This is a genomic window from Sphingomonas ginsenosidivorax (genome assembly GCF_007995065.1).
Taxonomy (GTDB): domain Bacteria; phylum Pseudomonadota; class Alphaproteobacteria; order Sphingomonadales; family Sphingomonadaceae; genus Sphingomonas; species Sphingomonas ginsenosidivorax.
This window is the reverse complement of the sequence record NZ_VOQR01000001.1, coordinates 956,003-981,859: the sequence shown is the minus strand read 5'-3', so window position 1 is coordinate 981,859 and position 25,857 is coordinate 956,003. Positions and strand designations below refer to the sequence as shown.

The following is a 25,857-nucleotide window of genomic DNA, read 5'->3' as shown; positions in this document are numbered from 1 at the left end:
TCACCGGTCGTTGCCCCGACATCTGCGAGACGTTGGCGGGCCATGGCAAGGCGAGCGCAACGATGATCGCTTCGGCGATATCCCCCATGGCGGGTGAAGCCGCCTCCTGGCCTAGGGTCCGAGATAGCCGATCGTATCCTGGTGCGGATCGGGGGAGTCCGCACGCCACCGAACCGAGCCGAACGGTCGCTCCAGCCGCCGTCGAACCTTCTTTGCGACATCGGCCGAGATGAACGCGTCGGCGGCCTGCTGGGCCGCGACATCCGCCTGGGTGAAGCGCTCGCGCGTGCGCAGGTAGTCGCTCCATGTCGGGAACTGGTACCGTTCGGTCCACAAGGCGGGATCGCCGATATCGCGCGACAGCGACCAGTTGAACGCCCCGTTCCGAAGGCGTGACCGCTGCACCTGGCGCATCGCGTCGTAGAACGGCCGCGCCAGGTCGGGATCGATGCAATAGTCCACTTCGATCACCACCGGCCCCGAGCGCATCGTCAACGCCATCGCCACTTCGGGCTCGTGCGTGATCTCGACCGCCTCGACCCCGGTGACCACCGTCACCGGCAACGGGAAGAGGAAAGCCAGCAGCGGTGTCGCGCACAGCGCCGCGCCCGATGCCATGACCGCGACATCGACCGCCCAGTGCCCCGCCACCACGCCCCACAGGACCGACCCGATCGCGATCCCGCCGGTCAGCGCCGACGAGAACAGGGACAGCGCCCGTGCCGTGACCCAGCGTGGTGCCGCCAGCTGGACCGATATGTTGAACATCGCGATCGTGACGATGTTCGCCGCGCCCGAGACGAACAGCGCGATGCAGGTCAACGGCAGCGACCGGCTGAGTCCGGTCACCACGATCGCCACGCCGCCGATCAGCGCCATCAGGCGGCTCGCGGCCTCGTTGCCGAGCCGGTGGCTGATCCATCCGACGCACAGCGCGCCGGCAACCGCGCCGACCCCGCCCGCGCCCAGCATGGTGCCGTAGACGCTGGCATCGCCGCCGAGGAGTTGCCTGGCGATCAACGGCGCGAGCGCTCCCGACGACGCACCCGCCAGGCCGAACAGGAACGCCCGCACCAATACGGTGCGCACAGATCCGGAATGCAGCGCGTACCGCGCACCGGTCACGATGGCGCGGTCGATCCGCTCGGGCGGCAGGCGCGAGGGTATGTGGCGGCGGTTCCACAGGTAGAAGGCGAACAGCAGCGGCAGGTAGCACACTGCGTTGATCGCGAATGCGGCCTTTGCGCCGGCCGCGAGCACGATCAACCCGCCCAGCGCCGGCCCGAAGCTGCGCGCGACATTGTAGCTGATCGATCCCAGCGCGATGGCGGCCGGCAGGTGCGCGGGCGGCACCTGTTCGCTGATCGAGGCCTGCCAGGACGGGCTGTAGAGCGCGACGCCAGCGCCGATCAGCGAGCAGAACGCGAGCAGGACCCAAGGGGTCGTCATCCCCGCCCACGCCAGCGCCGTCAGGACCGCGCCGCACGTCGCCGAGAATGCCAGCCCGGCCATCGCGATCCGTCGCCGGTCGAACATGTCGGCGACGGCTCCCGCGGGCACCGCGACCAGCATCAGCGGGAGCATCAGAGCGGTCTGTACGCCGGCGACCAGGCTGGGCGAAGCGCTGAGCAGCGTCATCTCCCACGCCGCGCCGACACCCAGGATCAGCTGCCCGAAATTGGACAGCACGCTTGCCGTCCAGATGCGACGGAACACCGGCTCGCGCAGGGGCGCCAACGCGCCGACGCGCCGTTCCGGTTCGTCCACCGCTGCCACGCAAGTCCTTCCGATCATTGCCGGCCGCCGTGGTATCGGCCGTGCCTGGGGCTGGGAAGCGACGTTGCGAGAAATCGCTGTCACGATCGTACCATGCTGGCGTGGGCGCGTGCCGCATGCGATATCGGCCGCGACCAACGGACGAGAGGAATGCGCTTTGGCCGACGCCTACATCATCGATGCCGTCCGCACTCCGCGCGGCGTGGGCAAGACCGGCAAGGGCGCCTATTCGGGCATGCATCCGCAGCACCTCGCGGCGACCGTGCTGGCCGCGCTCAAGGATCGCAACCACCTCAAGACCGAGGACGTCGACGACATCATCTGGGGCACCAGCGCGCAGATCGGCTTGCAGGGCGGCGACATGGGACGGATGGCGGCGCTCGACGCCGGCTACGACACGCGCGCCAGCGGCGTCACGCTCGATCGCTTCTGCGGCTCTGGCATCACCGCCACCAGCCTCGCCGCGGGGCAGATCATGTCGGGCATGGAAGACCTCGTCATCGCCGGAGGCACCGAGATGATGAGCCATGTCACCGATTTCGGCATGAAGATGCGCGAAGCCAAGGTCAGTGCCGCCAGCGGCCTCGGCACCGGCAACGCCCGGCTGCAGGAGAAGCATCCGCAGACCAACCAAGGCGTCGCCGCCGATGCGATCGCCGCGATGGAGGGGATCAGCCGCGCCGAGCTCGAGGCGTTCGGCGCGGAGAGCCAGCGGCGCGCCGGCATCGCGATCGCCGAGGGGCGCTTCGATCGCTCGACGGTGCCGGTCGTCGACGACACGGGCACCACGATCCTCGCGCACGAGGAATATCCCCGCCCCGAAACGACCGCGGACAGCCTGGCCGGCCTCAAGCCCGCGTTCGGCATGTTCTACGACCTGCCCTCGACGCCGGGTGGCCCGACCTTCAAGCAGCTAATCCAGCAACGCTATCCGGAGCTTGAGTTCGAGCCGGTCCACCATGTCGGCACTTCATCCGGCGTGGTCGATGGTGCGGCGGCGCTGCTGCTGGCCTCGAAGGCCTATGCCGACAGCCAGGGATGGACGCCGCGTGCCCGCGTCGTGGCGATGGCCAATGTCGGCGACGACCCGACCCTGATGCTCAACGGCCCGGTCCCCGCGGCCCGCAAGGTGCTGGCCAAGGCCGGGCTGACGGTCGCCGATATCGACGTCTTCGAGGTCAACGAAGCGTTCGCGGTCGTCGTCGAGAAGTTCATTCGCGATCTCGGCATCGACCGCGCCAAGATCAATCCCAATGGCGGGGCCATCGCGCTCGGTCATCCGATCGGCGCGACCGGTGCGGTGTTGATCGGCACCGCGCTCGACGAACTGGAGCGCACCGGGGGGCGCTACGCGCTGATCACCATGTGCGCCGCCGGTGGCATGGCTCCGGCCATCATTATCGAACGGCTTTGATTTGCACGACATCCTGACCCAAGGCCAGCTCGTCAAACTCCCCAGCGGCAAGCGCGGCATCTCGCTCAAGCTGACCGTCACCGCACGGCAGATGCACAAGCGCTTCGATCAGAGCGTCGCGGCGATCGGCATAACGCGGTCGCAATGGACGCTGGTCGCGGTGATCGCCCGCCGTCCCGGCGTGACGCAGCGCGAGGTCGCCGAGATCCTCGAGATATCGGAAGCGTCGGTCGGCCGGTCGATCGATCGGTTGTGCAGCGACGGGATGTTGGTGCGCAAACCCAAGGAAGACGACCGTCGCGCCTATTGCATCCATCTGACCGACGCGGCCGATGCTCTGCTGGACCGCATCAGCACGGTTGCCGAAGCGCATGAGGAAGCGTTGTTCGCGGGCTTCGAGCCCGACGATCTCGCACGGCTGGAGGGGTATCTGGACAAGCTCGCGGCGAACGTGGCCGCTGCGAAGTGACGTAAAGCCTGCCGCGCAGCGACCGCGCGATGCCATCCGGCAATATGCAAAAAGGGCGCCGCGATCGATGACCGCGGCGCCCTTTTCGCAAGCCAGATGGCGAGCGATCAGTTGCTCGTCATCAGCACCTTCTTGGTCAGGCTGGTCTCGACGCGGCCATCGACCGCGCTCAGCGTCGACGACGGAACCGTGATCATTCTGCCTTCCAGCAGGATCTGCGGCGCGCCCGATGCATCGAGCTTGTACACCGGCGCGAGCTTCTTGCCGCCCGTGCTGTACAGCATCTTGCCGACGACCGGCGTGGCGACGTTCGCGGTCTCGACGGCCTCCGTGGCGAACGTGGCAGTTGCGGGCGTGAGGGCGACGGCAGCGAGGATCAGCGCAAACTTGTTCATGGCGAAAACTCCGGTTCGACGAGCTTTGAGCAATTCAATAATGCTAAGCTAGGTTATCAATTATCCGGAGTCAAGACATCTGTGCCGCAACGCACCATCGTTTATCGCAACCTCGATTGCGGCCCGCGCAATCACCGCGGCGGTTGTTTCAGCGCGGTGGCATGCGGATGGCGCCGTCGAGCCGGATCGTCTGCGCGTTGAAATAGGTGTTTCGTACCAGCTCCATGACGAGGCTGGCGAACTCCTCCGGCTTGCCCAGCCGCTTGGGGAACGGCACCGACGCGTTCAATCCGTCCCACATCGCAGGGTTCATGTCCTTGAAGCGCAACATCGGTGGCGTCGCAAAGATGCCCGGCATGACGGCGTTTACGCGGATCCCGAGATCCATCAGGTCCCGCGCCATCGGCAGGACAAGGCCGTTGACCCCTGCCTTTCCCGACCCATAGCATACCTGCCCGATCTGACCGTCCTGCGCCGCGGCGCTCGAGGTCAATATGATCGTTCCGCGCTCGCCGTCCTCGAGCGGCTCCAGCGCGGCCATGCCCAGTGCGGCGATCGACGCCATCCGATAGCTCGCCACGAGGATGCCCTGCGCCGACACCGCGAAGTCCTCGGTCGACAGCCGCTTGAACCCGCCGGTCGCCTTGTCCCTGCTGACGGTCTTTCCACCCTTGGCGACCATCGCGCAGTGAACGAGGATCCGCTCCTGCCCGTTCGCCGAGCGCGCGCTCTCGAACCCGGCGAGCGCGCTCTCCTCCGACATGATGTCGACATGGTGGAAATTGGCACCGATGCCGGCCGCGACCGCGTCACCATTCTCGGCGATGTCGAAGATCGCGACCTTCACCCCTGCCGCAGCGAGCGCGGTCGCGGTAGCGAGGCCGAGACCCGATGCACCGCCAGTGACGATGGCGGATAGCGACGTGTCGATCTTCATGCTGTCTCTCCCAAAGCGTTCCCCGGCTATCGAGAGCCACGCAGGCTTCATCAACGTGGGGTCGCAGAATATCGCCGAGGCGTTAGCGCCCCATCGCGCATCGTGGCGGCGATAGCCGATGCCCCTCGCCTTGCCGCCCCATCACCGAAGGCTAGGCTTTTGGTACAGGAATGGGGGCAGCACCAAAGATGACTCACGTGATGAAGGGCGTCCGCGTACTTGAAGTCGCCCAGTTCACCTTCGTGCCCGCCGCCGGCGGCATACTCGCCGATTGGGGCGCGGACGTGATCAAGATCGAGCATCCCGTGCGGGGCGATACCCAGCGCGGCTTCCTCAACATGGGCGGCGTTACGCTCGATCCCCAGCGCCACACCCTGTTCGAACACCCCAACCGCGGCAAGCGCAGCGTCGGCATCGATGTATCCACGCCGGAAGGACAGGCCGTCCTCTACGAGCTGGCCAAGACCTGCGACGTGTTCCTCACCAACTATCTTCCGCAGGTTCGTCAGAAGAACAAGTTCGACGTCGAGCATATCCGGGCGGTGAACCCCGACATCATCTACGCACGCGGGTCGGCGCTCGGCAACAAGGGGCCCGAGCGCGAGGTCGGGGGGTTCGACGGCACCTGTTTCTGGTCGCGGAGCGGCGTCGCCTATTCGATGACGCCGGCCGAGATGGAAGGACCGTTGACGCAAGGCATCGCCGCGTTCGGCGACTCGATCGGCGGCATGTTCATCGCCGGCGGCATCGCCGCCGCGCTCTACAATCGCGAGAAGACCGGCGAAGGCGTAGAACTCGATGTCTCGCTGCTGAGCGCGGCCTGGTGGGCGTCCGGCGCGCTCGTCTCGCAGGTGATGGAGACCGGCATCGTCACGCGCAATCCGATGCCGAGCTCGGGCGGTTCCACGCGCAATCCGTTCATGGGCAACTTCCGCACGTCGGACGGCGGCACGATCAATCTGTGCATGGTCAGTCCGACCGGGCTGATCGCGGATACGTTCGCGCATGTCGGCGTCCCCGAAGCCGCGGCCGACCCGCGTTTCGCCGACGTCAGGCTGCTCATCGAGAACGCCGGCGCGGCCAGCGACATTCTCGTCAAGGCATTCGCCGCGCAGCCCTTTGCCTATTGGCGCCAGCACCTGAAGACGATGAAGGGACAATGGGCGCCGATCCAAAGCTTCGAGGATCTGCTGACCGACGAACAGGCGATCGCCAACGACATGATCGTCGAGGTCGAGGGTGGCGACCGGGGTGCGCCGCTGCGGCTGGTGCGCGGCCCCGTGCAATTCGATGGCAAGCCGCTCGAGACCACGCGCGCGCCGCAGGCGTCGGAACACACCGAACTCGTGCTGATGGAGCTCGGGCTCGACTGGGACCGGATCGAAGCGCTCAAGGCCAAGGGCGCGATCGCGTAACCCTGCCACGATCGACGGGCCCGTCGTTAATCTGGCCCGATTCGGGGCCATGGACGCGCCGCACAACGCGCCGAGCGACGCGCGCGTAGTTTTACATCGCAACACTCGGGCCCAACGAAACTTAAAAATATTTTTCGCAGGCCTCGTCTGGATTGTTGCGGTGCAAAACCGAGATGCTCACGGTTTTCCGGCGTTTTCCCGCCCAAAACGGGCGCATCGGCCCCACCTGCGCAGACTAAAATCCCGTACCGCACAAAAAACGGAGACAGTCTCGGTTTATTGACAATGATCGGCGCTTATCCAACAACGTTGTTCATTAAAAAAACGATAGGAGAGCGAAATGGCTGCAACGACCCAAGGCTCGAACAAGGCGAAGATTGCCAAGCGGGTAATCGAAGTGCTTGAGTTCTTTGACGAATCCCACCCGCAGGCAACGGTGATGGATATCGTCCGTCGCTTCGATCGGCCGCAGTCGAGCACGTCGGAATTGCTCTCCAGCCTCGTGGAGGTCGGCCTGCTCTACAAGGATCCGCAGTCGCGTTCCTATTCGCCGACCCCGCGTGCCGCCATGCTGGGTTGCGCCGCGCAGCCCGACATCGTCCGGGACGGTCGCCTGACCGGGTTGATCGATCGGCTCAGCGCGCAGACCGGTCTCGGCGTCGCGGTGTTCGGCATGGTCGGCCTCAGGGTCCAGGTTTACTCCTGGCGCGAGGGTCAGCGCCCGCTGCGTACCGCCAACCCGTTCGCGATCAGCGGCGGCCAGAAGGACCATCTGACCGAATCCGCGGCTGGCCGCCTCCTCCTCTCGACGATCCCGCAAGGCCGCCGCGACAGCATGCTGCGCCGTATCAACGCCGAGGCGAGCGACGAACGCAAGTTCAGCTTCGCCGACATGGCCGCGCATATGCAGCAATGTCGTGTCGATGGTCAGATTGCCGGCGGAGTCGGGTTCGGAACCCCCGCGCAGGTCGCCTGCGTGTTGTTCCCCATCCAGCCGATGAACCAGCCGCTCGCGATCGGCTTCGTTCACGACGTCAGCGAACAGGTCGATACCGCCAGCCTCCTGCGGACGCTGAACGATGCCGTGACGCGTTGCTGCTGCCCGGAGCCGGACGTACTGGCGGACGTCCAGCCGCTGTTCGAGTCCGGCGCGCGATCGACGCCCGTCCCGTCCCGTATGCCGCTCGCGATGATGGTCCCCCGCCATTCGGCAGCGCCCGAGCGGGTTCACAACTGACGCGGCTGTTTGCTCAATCGGGGGCTGGCATCGTTGCCGGCCCCTGTCGACCGCCGGCACTCGACCCGTCGCGCATCAAGCCTGGGGATCGTGCAACGGCCCGGTCCGATCCGACGAGAAGTCCATGATCCGTCCGATCCGGATCGCATGGTCCTTGCGACCGGGTTGAAACGTGAAACAGTTCGCCGGCATCCGCGTCGCATCGGATTGCCGTTCCAGCGGGATCGCGCGGCCATGGGCGATGATCGCAGCCCATCGCAGCAACCGCGCCGCCTCGCGCATCGGCGTGGGGAGCGACGCGATCCAGTCGCCGAGTTCGAACAGCGTCTTACCCGCCGGTTCCGCCAGCAGGCCATCCTGTTCGACCAGCCGCAGCAGCGGCACGCCGTCGCGCGCGATCGCGGCGACCCGCTCGCCCGCCACCGCGTCGCTGACGGTGATGGAATAGCGCATGGCGTTCGCCTCATGCGCGTGCGCCGCGGCGATGACGGTCATGTCGTGCAGGTGTGTACAGTTCAGCGTCTTCTCGCCCCGCCGCGCCGCCTCCTCGAGTGCGACGCCGGTGAAGGTCTTTGCAAGCTGCACCACCGCGCCGGGGCAAGTCGACCAGGGCGCGCGAACCATCGCCGATTCGACCCGCGAGATGCAGGCGCCGTCATGGTGCAACGTGACGCCCATGTGGTGATAATCGTCCTCCACCCACGCACTGACCGCACCCGGTTCGGGAGAGATGAGTACGTCGCGGTGGAACCCGCGCACCGCGTCAGTCCCTCGCGAGGAGCAACGCCGCCGCCATCGGCCCCCCGCCCGAAGTCGCCACCGCCACGCGCGGATTTCCGCCGATCTGGCGCGCGCCGCCCTCGCCGCGCAGCTGGACCACGGCCTCGTACGCGAAGCCGAAGCCGTGCAGCCGGCCCCAGCCGAGCTGCCCGCCGCCGGTATTCATCGGCAGGTCGCCATCGCGCGCGATACGTTTGCCGCCTTCGAGGAAACGCCCCCCCTCCCCGACCGGGCAGAACCCGAGCCCTTCCAGCCAGGTGATCGGCTGAAAGGAAAAGCCGTCATAGAGTTGCACCGTATCGACGTCGTCGACGCGGTAGTCCGTGTTCTTCCACAGATCGCGGCCGGTCGGGTAGGCGCTGGCCCATTCCGCCTGATCCCAGGAATACCGCTCGACCGACCCTGCCGACGCGGCGATCCGGACCGGAATCGTCCGGACCTCGTCCAGCGCGTCGCCGGCCGACACGATCACGACGGTCGAGCAATCGGTGAAGCGATCGCAATCGTACAGGCAGAACGGCGTCGAGATCATCCGTGCGGACATGTACGTGTCGAGACTGAGCGGCTGCTTGACGATCGCGCGCGGGTTGAGCGCTGCATTGGCGTGATCGTTGATCGCGACCTGCGCGAGTTGCTCGCGCGTCAGACCATATCGCTTCATGTGGCGTGTCGCGAATTGCGCCGTCCAGTTGGCGGCGGAGAATGCCCCGAAGGGGGACACCCATTGCGAATTCCCGGTCACGTCCTTGCGTCGTTCCATCGGCGGGAATTCGTCCGGCCGCGCCATCGCCGCGGCTTCATAGACCGTGCGGAAGCAGATCACGTGCCGGGCGAGGCCCGCCTTCACCGCCGCCGCCGCCTCGGCGATCGCGCCCAGCTGCGCGGTCGTCTCCGCTGCCCCCACATGCCAGCGCGTGGTCAGCCCGAAGGCCTCGATCACGTCGTCCGCTCCGATCGGCGAGAACCCGAGAAACGCCTGCATCTTGCCGGGATAGGTCGCGACGCCGTCGATCTGGTCGAGCGTCAGCCCCGCATCGGCAATCGCTTCGCGCACCGCATCCAGCGTCAGCCCGAGCGGCGACCGCGCCAGCCGCACGCCCACCTCGGACATGCCGATCCCGGTGATGAACGCCTCGGTCACGCGACCTTCTCGAACAGGGGATACCAGATCCCGTCCTGCTCCTCGAACACCACCCGCACGCGATCGTCGATATCGACGTCCTCGACCGGGCACCCGACGATGTTGGTCGTCAGATACACGCCCGGTGCATCGTCGAGCGCGACGCGCGCGATGACGAACGGAACCGGCATGTCCTTCGCCCACGCCTGGTGGTTCACCGTGTAGCTGTCGATCACGCCGGTCCCGGCCACCGCGAACGGCGCGACCTTGTCCGACAGGCAATGCCGGCAGACCTCCCGCGGTGGGTGTATGAACCCGCCGCAATCCCCGCACCGGGCGATGTTCAGCTTGCCGTCGGCGCCTCCCGTCCAGAACGCGCGATTATCGTTGTCGAGGCGGACGCGGGAGCGCTGCCAGACCATTCAGACGTCCCATACCAGATGGACCTGGTTGGGCCCGATGACGTTGCCGCCGTGGAATGTCAGCGGCTTGTCGGGATCAAGCCGGAAGGTCGGCAGGCGAGTCACCATTTCCTCGTACAGGACCTGCAATTCGATCCGCGCGAGATGCGAGCCCAGGCAACGATGCGGGCCGGTGCCGAACGCGATATGCACCTTGTTCTCGCGCGCCAGGTTATAGTCCTCGGGCGATTTGAATTCGCTCGGATCGAGATCGGCGGCGGGCAGGAAGATCATCGCCCGCTCCCCCTTCTTCATCGTCACGCCCTCGAACTCGCTGTCCCGCGCGACGAAGCGTGGCGGCACGGTGAAGGTATAGCGGCGCAGCAGTTCCTCCGCCGCCTCGGGGATCAGCGAGACATCGGCACGCAGCTGTTCCTGCAGTTCGGGATGCATCGCCAGATGCCGCACGCCCAGCCCCATGCCGTTCATCACCGTGTCGAGCCCGGCCAGGAACAGCATCACCGCATAATTCTCGATATCGTGCAGGTTGGCCGGCCGACCGTCGAATTCGGATTGCCACAGCATGGACAGGATATCGTCGCGCGGCTCGGCCTGCCGCTCGAGGATCGTCTCGCGCATGACCTCGGCGACCCGGCGCAGGCGACGCTGGATCTCTTGCGGGTCGTGCGCGAGCGGCGAGTGCATATGCTCCGCGACGAGGTCGCGATAGACGCGCTGCCGCTCGAGCGGGAGACCAAACAGCTGCAGGAACACCGTGACGGGCAGCGGTTCGGCGATCGCGGTCATGAACTCGCATTTGCCATCCGCCTTGACGCCTTCGATCAGCTCGATCGCGAGCGCGCGGATATTGTCCTTCAGCGCGAGCATCGCCTTTGGCCCGAACGGCTTCTGCAACGGGCCACGATAGGTCGCGTGATGCGGCGGGTCGATCGTGATCGGCAGCGGGATCAACGCCTTCTGGTTGTCCGGCTTGCCGGCATTCATGTGCGCGATCATCTCGAACGGGAACGGCCCGTTGCTGAACGTATCGGTGTCGCGCGACGCCTTGTAGGTCGCGTCGTGGCTGCGCATGAACCAGCTGCCGCCCTGTCGCGGCGACCAGAAGATCGGCGGCGCCTCCGCAGCGATCTGCAGGATCCGATCGTGCGCGTTCTCGAGCAGAGCGGGGTCGAAGTAATAGTCGAAGTCGTAGACGAGCGCATCCGGCACGTGATCCGGCTTGGGGACGGCAGGCGACAGCGTTGCTTTGACCATCAAAAGTCTCCGATCCGATCATCGTGCCGCGCAGGTCGTCGGCGCCATGCAGAAGATGCAGAGGGGCGTTTTGCCCGCACCTCGGTCGATGGCAATGCCACGCCCCCGAACGCGCGGGAATACCGCCCGGGCGATTGCCCCGCCGGCCCTACCTATCGCGCCAGCGATGAGGCGTCGGGGCAGTTGATCGCGGCCCCATTCTTCGTTCTAGCAAGAACGATAGAACGGAGGAAAGCGGCGATGAAGATCCGGATCGACAGGTCGGCCTGCGTCGGCAACGCACGATGCGCAGCCGTTTCCGAAGCGATGTTTCCGCTCGACGAGGACGGCTATATCGCGACCGACGGCTTCGAGGTCGCGCCCGGCGCCGAAAAGACCGCCCGCAACGGCGCACGCGCCTGTCCCGAACGCATCATCTACGTCGAGGAAGACGACGGCACCATCTCCTGGCCGCCGCAGAAGCGCGCCTGACATCCATTCCACGGAGCACAGCATGAGCGACATTCTCGGTTACAACGGCAAACGCGTCATCGTCACGGGCTGCTTCTCCGGCATGGGCGCGGCCACGGCGAAATTGCTGCTCGATCTCGGCGCGGAGGTGCACGGCCTCGACTACAAGCCGTCGGACCTGCCGCTTGCCAGCTTCAACCTCGTCGACCTGCGCGACCCTGCATCGATCGAGGCCGGCGTCGCTGCGATCGGCGGTACGGTCGGCGCGCTGTTCAACTGCGCCGGGCTGCCCCAGTCCTTTCCCCCGATGGACGTGATGAAGGTCAACTTCATCGGCCTGCGTCATCTCACCGAACAGGTGCTGCCGCTGATGGCACCGGGTGGCGCGGTCGCGAGCATCGCCTCGACTGGCGGGATGGGCTGGAGCCGGCGCATTCCGCTCAACATAGAGTTCGTCACCACCAAGGGCTTCGATGCTGCGGTTGCCTGGTGCGAAGAGCATCTCGAGGACACGGTCCGCGAGGGGTACAGCTTCTCCAAGGAGAACGTCATCGTCTGGACCCAGTTCATGGGCGCGCAGCTGATCAAGCGCGGCATCCGCATCAACTGCACCCTGCCCAGCCCCACCCAGACGCCGATGATGGCGACGTTCCACGCCGCCTCGGGCAAGGAGGTGGTCGACGCCGCGGCCGAGCCGATGGGACGCTATTCAACGCCGGAGGAACAGGCGGGCGGGCTGGTGCTCCTCAACAGCGACCTCGCCAGCATTGTGAACGGCGTGGTCCTGCCGGTCGATGGCGGGTTCATGGGCGGTGTCGCCACCGGCCAGGTCGATCTCAGCGTGATGATGCGCCGCGCCAAGCCCCAGGAATAGCGACATGAACTTCGACCTGACGGACGACCAGGAGATGATGCGCGAGATGTTCGCGCGGTTCCTCGACGAGAACAGCTCGACCGCGCGGGTACGGGCCGCCGCCCCGTCGGGTTTCGACGCGCTGCTGTGGAAAGGCCTTGCCGAACAGGGGGCCCTGTCGATCCGCGTACCCGAAACCGCGGGCGGGCTCGGGCTCGGCCTGGTCGACGCCACGGTCTTGATGGAGGAAGCGGGGCGTACGCTGGCGTCCGGGCCGCTCGCGGAAGGCCTGGTCGCGGCACGGCTGCTCGCGCAATTCGGCGCCGACCCCGCGCTGCTGGACCGCGTGCTGTCGGGCGACGCGGTCGTCACGCTCGCGTTTCACGACGTGGCCGAACAGCCGCGCCAGTGGATCGCCGGCGGATGCGTCGCCGAGGCCGTGGTCGCGCGCAACGGCGACGACATCGTGCTGGTCGCCGTGCCTGCGAACGCCCGCGTCGCAGAAGACAACCTCGCCGATACGCCGCTCGCGGAGCTCGATCTCGCCGCCTTCCCGCACACCGTCCTCGCGTCGGGCGACGCCGCGCGTGCGACCTTCGCCGCCGGGGTCGAGGAATGGAAACTCCTGATTTCCGCCGCCCTTGCCGGGCTCGGTCGCGAAGCGCTCAAGCTCGCCGCCGCCTATGCCGGGGAGCGCAAGCAGTTCGGTCAGTTCATCGGCCAGTTCCAGGCGATCAGCCACCCGCTCGCCGACCTGATTTGCGAGGTCGACGGCGGCAAGTTCCTCGTCTGGAAAGCGATCCGCGACATTGCCGATGGATCGCCGAACGCGGGTGCCGCGGTCTCGATCGCCGCATGGTGGAACGCGGACGCCGCCGCGCGCGCCGTCGCGCAGGCCCTCCACACCTTCGGCGGCTATGGCCTGACCACCGAATACGACATATTCCTGTTCAATTTGCGCGCGAAGGCGTGGCCGCTGGTCCTGGGCGATCCCCAGCGCCTGCTCGACGAGGCCGGGCGTCGGCTCTACGCCGGCGAGACCGCCGGACTGCCCGATGCCGGCGACGTCCCGATCGACTTCGATCTCGGCGAGGACGCGAAGGCGATCGCGAGCGAAATCCACCAGTTCTTCGCGGACAATGTCACGCCGGCGATGCGCGCGAAATTCCATTACAGCTGGGAAGGCTATGATCCCGAGCTCAACCGCAAGCTCGCGGCCGCCAACCTGCTCTACCTCGGGCTGCCCAAGGACGTCGGCGGCCGCGGTCTATCGCCCTATGCCAAGATCGCGGCGATGGATGCGTTCGAGCTCGAGCGCTACAACAACCCCGCTGCCGGCGTCAGCCAGATGGTCTCGCTGATCATCCAGCGCTTCGGCACCGACGAACTGAAGCAGGACGTGCTGCCGCAGATCATGTCGGGCGAGGTGATCTGCAGCCTCGGCTATTCGGAACCCGGTTCGGGCTCCGACGTCTTCGCGGCGCAGTGCCGCGCGACCCCGGACGGCAATGGGTGGCGGATCGACGGCACCAAGATGTTCACCAGCGGCGCGAACCTCGCCAGCTATGTCCTGATGCTCGCGCGGACCAATACCGAGGTTGCCAAGCACAAGGGGCTGACGATGTTCATCGTACCGCTCAAGGCCGAGGGGGTGACGATCCAGCCGGTCCACACCTTCCAGGACGAGCGGACCAACATCACCTTCTACGACAACGTCCGGATCCCCGACAGCTGGCGACTGGGCGAGGTCGACGGCGGCGTGAAGACGATGAGCGCCAGCCTAGAGCTCGAACATGGCGGCGGCTTCGCCAAATATCAGCGCGCGATGCTCGACGCCGGCGAACGGCTCTGCCGCGAGATCGTCTATCGGGGCAAGCCGCTGATCGAGGACGCCTCGGCGCAGCGCCGCCTCGCGCGTACCAATGCCAATGTCTGGGTGTCCGAGCTGCTCGCGTTCCGCGCGACCTGGGTGCTGGCGGAGAAGAAGACCAACCTCGCTTATGGTCCGATGGCGAAGATGTATTCGTCGGAAGTGTTCCTGCGCGACGCGCGCGACCTGCTCGATCTCACCGCCCCCCTGTCGCTGTCGAAGCGGAAGGGTGCCGCGGAAGAGATCAACATGTTCTATCGGCATGCGCAGGGTTCGACGATCTATGGCGGCACGAGCGAGGTCCACCGTTCGATGATCGCGGAGCGAGGGCTCGGTCTACCGAGGACGCGCGCATGACCGATCCGCATCTTCTGACGCACGACGATGATGGCGTACTGGTCGCCACCCTCAACCGCCCGGACAAGCTGAACGCGTTGTCCGGCGAGACGATGGCGCTGTTCGAGGCCGCCCTGCACCGCTTCCGCGACGCGCCCGAGCTCAAGGTGATGCTGGTTCGCGCGAACGGTCGCTTCTTCAGCGCCGGCGCCGACCTGCGCGGCGGCACCGACCGGCCGCGCCCTACCACCGCCTCCGGGATCCGCGAGAATCACCGCCTCGGCCTTCACGGCATGCACCGCATCTACGACGAGATGGAGCATGTCGAAAAGCCGATCGTCTGCGCGATCCATGCGCCCTGCGTCGGCGGCGGGCTCGAACTCGCCTTGTCGTGCGACTTCCGCCTCGCCGCCCGGTCCGCCTCGTTCGCCTTTCCGGAAGGCCTGTTCGGGGTCCTGCCTGCGTCCAACGGCGTCAGCCGGCTGACCCGCCAATGTGGTGCGCACTGGGCGCGGTGGCTGATCATGGGCAACCAGAAGGTCGATGCCGACCGTGCACTGGTCATGGGGCTGGTCCACGACGTTCTGCCCGACGAGGCGTTCGGCGACGCCGCGATGGACTTCTGCCGTCACCTGACCCGATCGAGCGGGGAACAGATGGCGGCGGCCAAGATCGCGATCGAGATGGCGAGCCAGCTAGGGCCGGAAATGGGCCGCCATGTCGAACGCATGGCCAACAGCGCATTGATGCTGAACCCCGAATATCTCGCCGGGATCGAACGCTATATCGGCAAGCTGGGATCGAAGGGGTAACGCCCGCAGGCCGCACTCGGGGGGTACGACGGGGTCAGCCTCGCGCCTCTTCCCGAAACTCGCGTATCCCCAGTTCGAGCAACCGTGCCTCGGCGCGCAGGAAATTGCGGACATTGGGTGAGAATTCGCCCGGCAGGACGGTCGGCAGGATCCGGTCCGTCGCGACCGTCACGACGCGTTCGATACCCGTGTAGAGCACCGTGGCCATGCCCTGCGCCGGCGTGCCGCGCAGTCCGGGGTCCTGGTCCATCTGCTCGACGAGCATCAGGATGACCGGCTGTGCGGCACGCACGCGCTGTGCCGACATCCGCTTGTCGCGCTGATCCGCCATCGCGTTGCGCAGATGCAGGAGCATCGAATTGCGGTGCCAGAAGCCGTGCAGCGCCGTGACGAACTCGAGGCAATGCGCGTTCAGCGTGTCGTCCGGCCAGCGCTCGCGCAGGTGCTTGAGATAGCTTTCCTCCGCTTCGGCGGTCAGCGGATCGAGGACGGCGAGCAGCAACTCCGTCAGGTCCGTGAAATATTGATACAGCGAGGTCATCCCGAGCCCCGCTTGCCGCGCAACCGCACTCAGCGAGATCGGCGTATCGATCGCGCCGGCGAGCAGTTCGTGCGTCGCCGCCAGGATACGGTCGCGCGTATCGCGCCCCTTTCGCCCGAGTCGCTGACCATTGAGGTTGTAACTCAACACCTTGGGTGTAGCGGTGCGCTTGGGCTTGTCCAACTTGATCGGCTGAGCACCGTCCACGTACATGTCCCGTTTCTGACCTCAGGCAGCACGCCACGCGATCAATTTCGTCTCGAGGAACTCCTCGATTCCCTCGAGTCCCCATTCGCGCCCCATACCAGACGCCTTGTATCCGCCAAACGGAATGTCGCCGGCGATGCTCATGCCGCCGTTGACGCTCATCGTTCCGGTCCGCACGCGCCTGGCGATCTTCATCGCGCGATCGAAGTCCGCCGACACGACGCCGCCGCCCAGGCCGTAGTCGCTCGCATTGGCGATGCGGATCGCGTCCTCGTCGTCCTCGAACGGGATCACGACGAGGACCGGCCCGAAGATCTCCTCCTGCGCGATGCGCATGTCGTTGGTCACGTCCGCGAAACAGGTCGGCTCGATGAAATAGCCGCCGCCCTTGTCCGGTCGCGCCTTGCCGCCGGCGATCAGGGTCGCCCCCTCCCGCTTGCCGAGTTCGATATAGGACATCACGCGGTCCATCTGCCGCTGCGACACCACCGGCCCCATGATGTGGCCGGGCTCGTCGAACACCCCCCAATTCTCGCCGAACGCCCCGTAGGAATGGCTGAGGATCGCCTTGGCTTCCTCATACCGGCTGCGCGGCACGAGCAGCCGCGACTGGACCGCGCAACCCTGTCCGGCGTGGAAGACCAGCATCGACGTTGCGATCTCGCGCGCGAAATCGGGTGCGTCTTCCAGCACGATCTTGGCGGATTTGCCGCCGAGCTCGAGGAACACGCGCTTCAACGTCTCGGCGCCCTGCTGCATGATCCGCTTGCCGACTCCGGTCGAGCCGGTGAAGGAGATCAGGTCGACGCGCGGGTCCTTGACCAGCATCTCGCCGGCCAGCGCCGGATCGCTGCCGAACACCACGTTGAGCACGCCCCTAGGGAAGCCCGCCTCCGCTGCCAGTTCCCCGAAGATCGCGCCCATGCCCGGGGTATCCGGTGCGGGTTTCAGGATGACCGTGCAGCCGGCGAGCAACGCTGCGACCACCTTGCCGACATTGACGTACAGCGGCACGTTCCACGGCGTGATCGCCGCCACCACGCCGATCGGTTCGTAGACCGCCTTGCGCAGCGTCTCGAAACCATAGGCGGTCCGCCCGCCATAGTCGCGCTCCCACGTCACCTTAGGGAACACCGCGAGGTAATCGTCCCACCCCTCCATCGCCATGTCGACATGCGCGCGGCCGACCGCACCCCACGCCGCCCCCGCCTCGTGCCTGGCGAGGTCCGACAGGCGATCCTTGCTGGCCAGGAACAGGTCGCGCAGCCTGGTCACCAGTCGGACGCGCAATTCGGCGTTTTCGGACCAGTCGGTCTCGTCGAACGCCGTGCGGGCCGCGACGATCGCCGCCTCGACATCGGCGGCCGACGCATCTGCCGCCTTGCCGACGGCTTCGCCGGTCCAGGGCGAGATGACGTCGAACGTCCTGCCGCCCTCGGCATCGCGCAGCGCGCCATCGATGAACAGCTTGGCGTCGGGAAGAGTCATGGCAATCGTCTCTCTCATCGAACAGGGATATCAGCGGCGGCTACCGGTCAGCGTCACCAGCCCGACATGCAGGTCGGCGGGCATGTCGAGGACCGCGCGGAACGCATCGGTGACCGAATTGTAATGCGAGATCGGGCGCTCGCGCAGATTGATGCCGACCTTGGCGTTCTCGGTGGCGAACCTGATCGCGACCTCCGGTGCGAAACCGCTGCCGGTCTTGGTCTCGTCCATCATCATGCCCGCGCGCACGACGGTGACGCGGACGCCGTCCGCGGCGAGCTCGCGGCTCCACATGTCGGACACCAGCTCGAGCCCGGCCTTCGCCCCCGCATACATCCAGAGCATCGGCATCTTGATCGCAACCGACTCGCTGGTCACGTTGACGATATGCCCGCCCCCCTTGAGCAGCGGCAGCGCCGACCGGGCGCAGAACACCGGCCCCGCCAGATTGGTGGTCATCTGGTTGACGATCTGGTCGTCGCGCGCATCGGCGAGCGTGAACGGCTCGTACACGCCGGCGTTGTTGATCAGCACGTCGAGCTTCGGGTGCGTCTCGGCGATCGTCGCGAACGCGGCGCGTACGGAGTCCGGATCCGCGACGTTGCACGCGATGGCCTGGCCGCCGACCTCGTCGGCCACCGCCTGCACCTTCGACAGCGTCCGTCCGAGCAGCACCACCGTCTCGCCATCGGCGGCGAAGCGCCGCGCCAGCGCCCGTCCCAGCCCATCGCCCGCGCCGGTGATCACGATCGTCTTGCCCACGCATCCGCTCCCCTGGTTTTAATTGCTAAGTGCCCCGCCCACCGCTCGCGCGACAAGGGGCTGCGCATCGTCGGCGCGATGGATCAGTTGCCGATCTGCGTGGCAGGCCGCGCGAAGTCCGGCGGATAGACCGAGAGGTCACCGTCATACGCCACCCCGCCCGGCCAGAACGCGGTGCCGCTGATCTTGCGGAAGTAATGGACCGTGCGCGCAACCGAGCCCGAGGACGAGCGTGGCTGCATCGCGATGCCGCTCGGCGATCGGCCGCCCGCTCGTGCACTGAAGTCTCTGACGGTGAACAGCAGGTCGTCGGTCTGCATCGCGCAGAATACCAGGTCGCTGCCCGGGCAATAGCGTACGGGCGCCACCTGCACCGGCGACAACCGGCCGCGCTTCATCGCCACCTTGCCCGGCACCCGCGTCACTTCGGGGCCATGCACCTTGTCATACCATTTGTGATACTCCGCCTCGCGCCCGGCGACGAAGTTGGCGAGGATGATGCTGACGTGCGACAGCGGCTGGTCAGGGCGGTGATTGGGGCTCGAGACCCAGTCGGAATACATCGCGTAGCTGTGGATCCGTTCGCTTTCGTCTGCGTCGTCGATCAGCCCCGTCTTACGCGCGTCGGCCAGCAACGGCGACAGCGCAGGCAGCTCGCGCGCCGGATCGGCGTAATCGAATTCGTACACGCTCATGAACCGCCATGGCTGCGGGATGTCGGGCATGATCTGCTGCGGGGTCACCTCGTAGCGATCTGCCGACACGAAGCCGGGCAAGCCCCCGAGCGCAGCGCGATGCTCTCCGTCGAACCACGATGCATAGTCCGCCTCGCGCCCCGCGGTCACGTTGTGCAAATGGATCGTGGTGTACAGGCTCATCGGTTCCCTCCGCTCCCGGTGGCTTAGGGCCTGGCTGTGAAAAGCCATATCGCCAGCGCGATTTGACCGTGCCCCGACGCTGCCGCATCCTCGTCGCATGGCCACCACCGCCCCCCGCTTCGCCCTGTTCCGCGCGTCCGAAGCGTGTGATTTCGAGGAGAGCGGGGTCATGTCGCAGGCGATGCCGACCGAGACCGAGATGACCGGCGCAGTTGCCGCGGTCGCGGCCGGCATGCTCGAGGGCACGACGGTGAAGCTGCTGTTCGCGCTTCCCGGGATCAGCCTCACGCACGCCTGGTTCAAGAGCGGTTTCCCGCTGCCCCGGCATACGCATGACGTCGACTGTCTCTACTACATCGTCGCGGGCAGCCTGCGGATCGGGGTCGAGACGCTCGCGAAGGGCGACGGGTTCTTCGTCGGCGCGGGCGTGCCGTACAGTTACGTCCCCGGCGCAGACGGGGTCGAGGTCCTCGAATTTCGCGGGTCGAACAGCTTCGACATCAAACTGCTCGCGGACAATCCGACGTTCTGGACAAAGGCGGTCGATATGGTCGCCGGCAAACGGGAGGCCTGGGCGCGCGAGGTCACCCCGTCGGCCCTCTGATCGACGTCCTCGCGCTCAGCCCTGCATGTCGACGAACAGCCGCGTCAACCGCGTCTCGGCGATCAGCCACGATCCACCGCGTCGTACGTACCGCTCGTGATAATGCCCCGCGCCGTCCAGCCGGCGCCCATTCGTCCAGCGCAGCCGGTCCGACATCGCCCAGACCGCGGTCGCCACATCGCCATCGACCATGATCTCGGGCGAATGGACCTGATGCACCGTCACCGCATCGTCGAGCGAGGCGCGGACCATCGCGACCGCCGCCTCGCGCCCCTCGATCCGCGGTCCGCCCGAGCCGGTCGTATCGAGCACCGCGTCCGCCGAGAACAACGCGGCGTACCCCGTCCAGTCTCTGGTATCGAGCAACCGGCAGTAACGCGCCTTGAGTTCGGCTATCGCCTGCCAGTCCACGAAGCAGGGGGTCAAAATCGGAAGCCGCGCATCTGGTTGTTGCCGTCGCACAAAATCGTCTGGTTGTTGACGAAGCTCCCTTCGTCGGACGCCAGGAACACGCCCAGATTGGCGATATCCTCGGCCGTGCCCTGACGCTGGACCGACTGCAGGCCCTTCAGCCGCTCCCACGTCTCGTCGGCCACGCCCGCTCGAGCCGCCTCGGTCTGCATCAAGCCCGGCGCGATCCCGACACAGCGGATCTGGTCTGCGCCGAACTGCGTCGCCATCGCATGCGTGAAGACGTTCAGCGACGCCTTGGTGATGCCGTAGGCGGTCGCGGGGGTGTAGCTCGCCATCGACGACTTGTTGATGATCAGCCCCCTCGCCGCCTTCAGCGCCGGACGCACCGCCTCGGCCAGCAGCATCGGGCCGATCGTGTTGACCGCGAAGAAATGCTGCCACTTCGCCATGCCCAGACCGAAGAACCCGCGCGCGATCTCTCCCGCGTGCAACCCGGCATTGTTGATCAGCACATCGAGCCGGTCGTGCAGTCCCAGCACCGCCGTCGCGAAGGCGTGGATCTCCGCCTCGACGCCCAGATCGACCTGGTGGATCGATGCGGTGCCCCCCGCCAGCTCGACGAGCGCCTTGGTCTCGTCCAGCCCGTCGAGCTTGAGATCGGCCAGCACCAGATGCGCACCCTCGCGCGCGAACGCCAATGCATAGGCACGGCCAAGGCCACCTGCCGACCCCGTGATCAGCACGGTCTTTCCGGAGAACCGTCCCATCAGGACGGCCGCTTGGCCAGTTCGACCTCGGCCTTGGCCGTCGCCAGCACCGCGCCCTTCTGGTTCACCATCCTCGTCTCGATCGCGACCATATGACGCCCTTCGTCATCGACGAACGTGTCGGTGACGGTCCCGGTCTGGATCGTGATGTCGCCGGTGAGCGCCGGGCTACGATAGCTGCAGTTCGAATGGCGGACCATGCCCCATTCGCCTGCCCAGCCCGCGAGATAATCGGTGATCCACGCCCCCATCGACGCGCCATAGCCATAGCCGCGCGGCATGCCGATGAACCGCGCCCAGCGCGGGAAGAGATGCCCGCGCGACGGGCCGATATAGGCGCCGTCGGTGTTTTCCGGATTGATCGCTTCCTCGGTCGGATCCTGCTCCGGCCCGGCCATGGGGCCGGTAAAGCCGAGTTCCGCCATGTTGAGGTCGGTGCGCCGGTGCATCGAGCCCCATTGCGTGAAGGTGTAGCTCCGCCACTCGGTCGTGAAGCTGACGATCGAATGCGGACCGAACACGCGCTCGGGCAGCGCGTCGCCGACCTTCACCGTATCCCAGTAGCGCGCCGAATGCCCCAGATCGTGCAGCATCCGGATCCATTCGAACTTGCGCGCCTCCAGCGCCTCGAGCTCGTCGTCGCCCCACACCGGATCGTCCTGATTGTCGGTCGGCGTATTCGCCTGCCCCGCTGCCTGGCTGTAGCGGATCGAAGTCGAACGCTGTTTCGCAACCAGATCGCCGTGCTGGTTATAGTAGAAATTGTCGCCGCGCTGGAAGCAGGTCGGCCCGCCGAACTTGGTTTCCTTGACCGTGTAGTCGAACGGGATCCGCTCGTTCCAGACACGGTCGCCGGCGACGATGCGGGGGCCGTAGAACCACCATTCGTCGCCCCCGAACAGCATGTGCGAATTGGGGATCAGCCCGATGCATGACGGCGCCGATCCATGGCCGTCGTCCATCGTCACCGGGAACGACTGCGGCGCGATCAGCTGCCCGAAGCGGCTCTGCATCCCGTACATCGCATCATAGTGCAGCCGGTTGGGGTAGTGCATCGCCTGCACCCACCGACGGATGTCATTGTTGGCGAACGGATCGATCATCCGCGCCGGCTGCATCGGCTTGCCGATATAGCGGTCGAGATCGGACGTATCGAGAATGTCGCTCAAGGGCCTGCTCCTGGGTCGGCTTTTTGCAGTGCTGTCCGGGGCAGCAGGGTAAAACGCAAGGCGACGGCGGCACTCATCGCCCGAGCGTTAGGGCATGCAACCCGTCGAGTTCGCTCGTGCGATCTTTGCGCCCGCGCTTTGCAACCGCGCGAACTGCGCCGCTATGGTCGCGTCACGATCGATGCTTTCAGCCGGTGCACAGCTTTCATACCGCCCTTTGAACAGGAAACGACATGAACGACGAAACCCATGCGTTCGAAGCGCACGACTTCTTCCGCAGCGACCGGTTCGTCGCCGATCCCTACCCGTATTTCGACCATCTGAGAGACGTCTGCCCGGTGACGCGCGAGCCGCATCAGGGCATCGTGATGGTCACCGGCTATGCCGAGGCGCTGGCGATCTACAACGATCCCGCCGGCTTCTCGTCCTGCATGTCGACCACTGGGCCGTTCGCCGGCTGCCCGATCCCGCTGGAGGGGCGCGGAAACGACGACATTTCGGCACTGATCGAGGAGTATCGCGACCAGACGCCGTTCCACGACCAGCTCCCGACGATGGACCCCCCGGTCCACACCGCGCACCGCTCGCTGCTGATGTCGCTGATCACGCCACGCCGCCTCAAGGAGAATGAGGAGTTCATGTGGCGGCTGGCCGACCAGCAGATCGACACCTTCATCGCGAACGGTGCATGCGAATGGATGGATGCGTTCGCGCAGCCCTTTGCCGTCCTGGTCGTCGCGGACTTGCTGGGCGTGCCGGCCGCCGACCGGATCGAGTTCCGCAAGCACCTGATCAGGGTCGAGCAGGAAAGCGGCGGTGCCGTTGTCGGGGGCACCGATGGCGAAGTGACGCACGGGCCGCTCGAATGGCTCTACGGCAAGTTCTCGACCTATATCGAGGAGCGCAGGCTTAACCCCAAGGACGACGTGCTCACGGGATTGGCGCAGGCGACCTTCCCCGACGGGTCGGTGCCCGAACCGATCGAGGTTGCCCGGATCGCCGCCAACGTGTTCGCGGCAGGACAGGAAACCACGGTCCGCCTGCTCAGCTACGCGATGCAGGTCCTCGGCGACCGGCCCGATATCCAGCGCCGCCTGCGCGACGACCGCAGCCTGATCCCCAATTTCGTCGAGGAATGTCTGCGCATGGAGGGACCGGTCAAGGGCGACTTCCGGCTCGCGAAGAAGCCGACGACGGTCGGCGGAGTCGACATTCCGGCGGGCTCGTTCCTGTATATCGCCAACAGCGCCGCCAACCGCGATTCGCGCAAGTTCGACGATCCCGGCGAGTTCCAGCTGGACCGGAAGAACGCGCGTCTCCACCTGGCGTTCGGTGCCGGTCGCCACGCCTGCCCCGGCGCGCCCCTCGCGCGGGCGGAAACGGTGGTGAGCCTCAATCGCATGTTCGACCGAACCTCGGACATTCGTATCTCGGAAGCGGTCCACGGGCCGGCCGGGCAGCGCCGCTACAGCTATCTTCCGACCTTCATCCTGCGTGGGCTCACGCACATAAACCTCGAGTTCGATCCGGTGGAGGCCGGCTGAGCATGAAGGTCTGCGTCAATGCCGACATCTGCGCCGGCTTCGGCCTCTGCATCGGGATCGCCCCGGAGGTCTTCGAACTCCATGACGACGGCTATGCCGTCGTCATGGTGAGCGAGGTCCAGCCCGAGGACGAGGACATGATCCGCAGCGCCGCGCGCCAATGCCCGGCCCAGGCGATCACCCTGGGCGACGATCCGACCGTTTCCTAACGGCCAATATGGCAGGATACCGGCCGGGGCGCCGCACAGCTGCCTGCGGACGCTCCCACGATCCCGGTCGGTCGCTTACGCCAATCGCTTGACCACCAGCGCCTTCAGGTCCGCCGTCTTGACCTTCGCGCTGCCCGTCAGCTCGAGCTCGTCGGCAGCGAAGAACAACACCCGCCGCGGGACCTTGTAGCTGGCGAGCGCTTGCTTCGCATATGCACGCACGGCGTCCTCGTCGAGCACCGCTCCGTCATGCGGCACAATGCACGATACGACCAGTTCTCCCAGCGTGTCGTGCGGCACGCCGACCGTCTGCGTCACCTTCACGCCGTCCATGCCCTTCAGCACGGCGTCGATCTCGATCGGCGAGACGTTCGCGCCGCCGGTCTTGATGATGTCGTTCAGACGCCCTTCCCAGTGGAGCCGCCCCGCCGTGTCGAAGAACCCGCCGTCGCCGGTATGGAAGAACCCCTCCGCATCGAGCGTCTCGTCAAGCGGCACGCCGACATAGCCGAGCATCATTGTCGCGCCCTTCACGGCCAGTTCGCCGCGCTCGCCGAGCGGCACGACCGCGCCGGTCAGCGGGTCGACCACCTTGAAGATATTGCCGGGCAGCGGATAGCCATGGCCGACGCCCTCGCGCGCTTCCGGCGTGCCGGAATCATAGATCGAACTGATCGTGAACGTCTCGGTGTTGCCATAGGCCGACCACGGCTCCTGCCAGTCCGTGTGCACGGTGGGGTGCTTCGCCAGCGCGACATTGACGTAATACAGGCTCGACAGATCGACGCTGGTCCAGTTCGCCGCGCCCTCCAGCTGCGCATATTGGTGCGGCCAGGCAAACGCCATGGTCGCGCGTTCGCGCTCCATCAGGCTCAGCGCCTCGACCGGATCGAACGTCTTCTGCAGGATCAGGCTGCCCCCGCTCGACAGGGTGCCCCCCATCATCGCGAAATTGCCCGACCAGAAGAACCCGTTGGCGGACCAGGCCCGCGCATCGGGCTTTGCCGCGAGGAACCGTTTCCAGCGCCACAACTGCAGACTCGGGCCGCGATGCGCGCTGAGGATACCCTTGGGCTTCGAGGTCGATCCCGACGAGAAGAACAATACGCCCGGATCGGCGGGCGTGACGGTAGCGGCGGTGGCATCGACGCGTTCCGGCGCGACGCTCTCCCCCCGCGCGAGGAATGCCGCCCAGTCCTCGATCGCGCCGGCACCACCGCCGATCGCGGCGACATGGCGCAGGAAGGGGAAGCGCAGCGACGCCACCGCCCCCGGCGCCGTCGTCGCCAGGGCCGGTTCCAGGGCAACGACGACCTCGGTGAAATCCTTCTTCAGCACGCTGCGTTCGAGCAGCAGGACCGAGCAGGCCGAGCTCTGCAGGAGATGATCGAGCTCCGCCTGCGTCGAGAAGGTCGACAGCGTCGCCGCCACCCCCCCGGCCAGCGCGGTGCCGAACACGGCGGACAGGAATTCCGGCCGGTTGGTCATCAGCACACCGACGCGCGTACCCTTGCCGACCGCGCACGCGATCAGCGCGCGTGCGACCGCATGGGCGTGCGCCCACAGGTCGTCATAGGTCCAGCGGATCTCCGCCCCATGCTCGTGAAGGACCAGCGCCTCGCTCGGCCCGTACAGCCCGACCACCTCGCGGAGCCAGCCGGACAGCGTCAGAGCGCCGATGCCGGGTTCGTCCGCCAGCGGTGGCCCGGCCACGATCGAGAGGGGCTGAGTCAC

The 25,857-nt window shown here is 66.4% G+C and carries 26 protein-coding genes; 11 read left to right on the top strand and 15 right to left on the bottom strand.

The genetic code is table 11. The features are described 5' to 3' along the window. Positions 1-111: 111 nt before the first annotated feature. Positions 112-1,776, bottom strand: a complete 1,665-nt coding sequence (locus tag FSB78_RS04385) for an MFS transporter (protein WP_242008004.1) — start codon at positions 1,774-1,776, stop codon at positions 112-114. A 157-nt stretch (positions 1,777-1,933) separates the two neighbouring features. On the opposite strand from FSB78_RS04385, the gene FSB78_RS04380 reads away from it, so the two are divergent. Continuing rightward, positions 1,934-3,190 (top strand): acetyl-CoA C-acetyltransferase, encoded by a 1,257-nt coding sequence (locus FSB78_RS04380; protein ID WP_147080288.1) that lies wholly within the window; start codon positions 1,934-1,936, stop codon positions 3,188-3,190. A gap of 1 nt (position 3,191) precedes the next feature. Continuing rightward, positions 3,192-3,659: a MarR family winged helix-turn-helix transcriptional regulator gene (locus tag FSB78_RS04375; RefSeq protein WP_242008003.1), complete on the top strand. Its 468-nt coding sequence runs from the start codon at positions 3,192-3,194 to the stop codon at positions 3,657-3,659. 107 nt (positions 3,660-3,766) lie between these two features. Here the strand turns inward: FSB78_RS04375 and FSB78_RS04370 are convergent, their stop codons facing one another. Next, positions 3,767-4,054 (bottom strand): hypothetical protein, encoded by a 288-nt coding sequence (locus tag FSB78_RS04370; protein WP_147080287.1) that lies wholly within the window; start codon positions 4,052-4,054, stop codon positions 3,767-3,769. Between the two features lie 148 nt (positions 4,055-4,202). Next, positions 4,203-4,991 carry an SDR family oxidoreductase gene (locus FSB78_RS04365; protein ID WP_147080286.1) on the bottom strand — a complete coding sequence of 263 codons (789 nt, stop codon included), beginning with the start codon at positions 4,989-4,991 and terminating at the stop codon, positions 4,203-4,205. A gap of 188 nt (positions 4,992-5,179) precedes the next feature. On the opposite strand from FSB78_RS04365, the gene FSB78_RS04360 reads away from it, so the two are divergent. Together FSB78_RS04360 and FSB78_RS04355 are read left to right on the top strand one after the other, a co-directional pair. Then, complete coding sequence (locus FSB78_RS04360; RefSeq protein WP_147080285.1) at positions 5,180-6,406, top strand: CaiB/BaiF CoA transferase family protein; 1,227 nt, start codon at positions 5,180-5,182, stop codon at positions 6,404-6,406. A gap of 340 nt (positions 6,407-6,746) precedes the next feature. Continuing rightward, positions 6,747-7,643, top strand: a complete 897-nt coding sequence (locus FSB78_RS04355; RefSeq protein ID WP_147080284.1) for a helix-turn-helix domain-containing protein — start codon at positions 6,747-6,749, stop codon at positions 7,641-7,643. A 75-nt stretch (positions 7,644-7,718) separates the two neighbouring features. Here FSB78_RS04355 and FSB78_RS04350 read toward each other — a convergent pair whose 3' ends face one another. From FSB78_RS04350 to FSB78_RS04335, 4 genes are read right to left on the bottom strand one after another with little or no spacing between them, the layout of a single operon-like run. Beyond that, a complete protein-coding gene (locus FSB78_RS04350; protein ID WP_242008001.1) occupies positions 7,719-8,402 on the bottom strand; it encodes a DUF2889 domain-containing protein in 684 nt (227 codons plus the stop codon). A gap of 4 nt (positions 8,403-8,406) precedes the next feature. Further along, entirely contained in the window at positions 8,407-9,534 is a 1,128-nt protein-coding gene (locus tag FSB78_RS04345) for a thiolase family protein (RefSeq protein WP_147084003.1), read from the bottom strand. 26 nt (positions 9,535-9,560) lie between these two features. After that, on the bottom strand, positions 9,561-9,965 hold the full coding sequence (locus tag FSB78_RS04340; RefSeq protein WP_147080283.1) for a Zn-ribbon domain-containing OB-fold protein: 405 nt from the start codon (positions 9,963-9,965) through the stop codon (positions 9,561-9,563). After that, entirely contained in the window at positions 9,966-11,219 is a 1,254-nt protein-coding gene (locus FSB78_RS04335; RefSeq protein ID WP_147080282.1) for a cytochrome P450, read from the bottom strand. It abuts the gene before it with no gap. A 240-nt stretch (positions 11,220-11,459) separates the two neighbouring features. Between FSB78_RS04335 and FSB78_RS04330 the strand changes: the two genes are divergently transcribed. The 4 genes from FSB78_RS04330 to FSB78_RS04315 are packed head-to-tail and all read left to right on the top strand — an operon-like array spanning position 11,460 to position 15,540. Continuing rightward, positions 11,460-11,690 carry a ferredoxin gene (locus FSB78_RS04330; protein WP_147080281.1) on the top strand — a complete coding sequence of 77 codons (231 nt, stop codon included), beginning with the start codon at positions 11,460-11,462 and terminating at the stop codon, positions 11,688-11,690. A gap of 22 nt (positions 11,691-11,712) precedes the next feature. Beyond that, a complete protein-coding gene (locus FSB78_RS04325) occupies positions 11,713-12,543 on the top strand; it encodes a coniferyl-alcohol dehydrogenase (protein WP_147080279.1) in 831 nt (276 codons plus the stop codon). A gap of 4 nt (positions 12,544-12,547) precedes the next feature. Continuing rightward, positions 12,548-14,749, top strand: coding sequence for an acyl-CoA dehydrogenase family protein (locus FSB78_RS04320; protein WP_147080278.1), 2,202 nt, complete (start codon positions 12,548-12,550; stop codon positions 14,747-14,749). Next, positions 14,746-15,540, top strand: a complete 795-nt coding sequence (locus FSB78_RS04315; protein ID WP_147080275.1) for an enoyl-CoA hydratase/isomerase family protein — start codon at positions 14,746-14,748, stop codon at positions 15,538-15,540. Before FSB78_RS04320 ends, FSB78_RS04315 begins: the two co-directional genes overlap by 4 nt. A gap of 34 nt (positions 15,541-15,574) precedes the next feature. On the opposite strand, the gene FSB78_RS04310 is transcribed toward FSB78_RS04315, so the two are convergent. From FSB78_RS04310 to FSB78_RS04295, 4 genes are all read right to left on the bottom strand, one after another. Beyond that, positions 15,575-16,288 (bottom strand): TetR/AcrR family transcriptional regulator, encoded by a 714-nt coding sequence (locus FSB78_RS04310; protein ID WP_242007997.1) that lies wholly within the window; start codon positions 16,286-16,288, stop codon positions 15,575-15,577. A 21-nt stretch (positions 16,289-16,309) separates the two neighbouring features. Then, on the bottom strand, positions 16,310-17,794 hold the full coding sequence (locus FSB78_RS04305; RefSeq protein ID WP_242007996.1) for an aldehyde dehydrogenase family protein: 1,485 nt from the start codon (positions 17,792-17,794) through the stop codon (positions 16,310-16,312). Between the two features lie 12 nt (positions 17,795-17,806). Next, positions 17,807-18,538 carry an SDR family oxidoreductase gene (locus tag FSB78_RS04300; RefSeq protein WP_147080272.1) on the bottom strand — a complete coding sequence of 244 codons (732 nt, stop codon included), beginning with the start codon at positions 18,536-18,538 and terminating at the stop codon, positions 17,807-17,809. A gap of 83 nt (positions 18,539-18,621) precedes the next feature. After that, a complete protein-coding gene (locus tag FSB78_RS04295) occupies positions 18,622-19,416 on the bottom strand; it encodes a hypothetical protein (protein ID WP_147080270.1) in 795 nt (264 codons plus the stop codon). Positions 19,417-19,513: 97 nt separating this feature from the next. On the opposite strand from FSB78_RS04295, the gene FSB78_RS04290 reads away from it, so the two are divergent. Further along, positions 19,514-20,020 carry a cupin domain-containing protein gene (locus FSB78_RS04290; RefSeq protein ID WP_147080268.1) on the top strand — a complete coding sequence of 169 codons (507 nt, stop codon included), beginning with the start codon at positions 19,514-19,516 and terminating at the stop codon, positions 20,018-20,020. Between the two features lie 15 nt (positions 20,021-20,035). Here the strand turns inward: FSB78_RS04290 and FSB78_RS04285 are convergent, their stop codons facing one another. From FSB78_RS04285 to FSB78_RS04275, 3 genes are read right to left on the bottom strand one after another with little or no spacing between them, the layout of a single operon-like run. After that, a complete protein-coding gene (locus tag FSB78_RS04285) occupies positions 20,036-20,431 on the bottom strand; it encodes a nuclear transport factor 2 family protein (RefSeq protein ID WP_242007994.1) in 396 nt (131 codons plus the stop codon). Between the two features lie 11 nt (positions 20,432-20,442). Then, a complete protein-coding gene (locus FSB78_RS04280; RefSeq protein ID WP_242007993.1) occupies positions 20,443-21,201 on the bottom strand; it encodes an SDR family NAD(P)-dependent oxidoreductase in 759 nt (252 codons plus the stop codon). Next, complete coding sequence (locus FSB78_RS04275; protein WP_147084000.1) at positions 21,201-22,319, bottom strand: FAS1-like dehydratase domain-containing protein; 1,119 nt, start codon at positions 22,317-22,319, stop codon at positions 21,201-21,203. Before FSB78_RS04275 ends, FSB78_RS04280 begins: the two co-directional genes overlap by 1 nt. 284 nt (positions 22,320-22,603) lie before the next feature. Between FSB78_RS04275 and FSB78_RS04270 the strand changes: the two genes are divergently transcribed. Both FSB78_RS04270 and FSB78_RS04265 read left to right on the top strand, forming a co-directional pair. Continuing rightward, positions 22,604-23,914, top strand: a complete 1,311-nt coding sequence (locus tag FSB78_RS04270; RefSeq protein ID WP_147080264.1) for a cytochrome P450 — start codon at positions 22,604-22,606, stop codon at positions 23,912-23,914. Between the two features lie 2 nt (positions 23,915-23,916). Beyond that, entirely contained in the window at positions 23,917-24,123 is a 207-nt protein-coding gene (locus FSB78_RS04265) for a ferredoxin (RefSeq protein ID WP_147080262.1), read from the top strand. Positions 24,124-24,198: 75 nt separating this feature from the next. On the opposite strand, the gene FSB78_RS04260 is transcribed toward FSB78_RS04265, so the two are convergent. Then, the gene (locus FSB78_RS04260; protein WP_199743113.1) at positions 24,199-25,857 is read right to left on the bottom strand and encodes a class I adenylate-forming enzyme family protein; all 1,659 of its coding nucleotides are present in this window, start codon (positions 25,855-25,857) and stop codon (positions 24,199-24,201) included.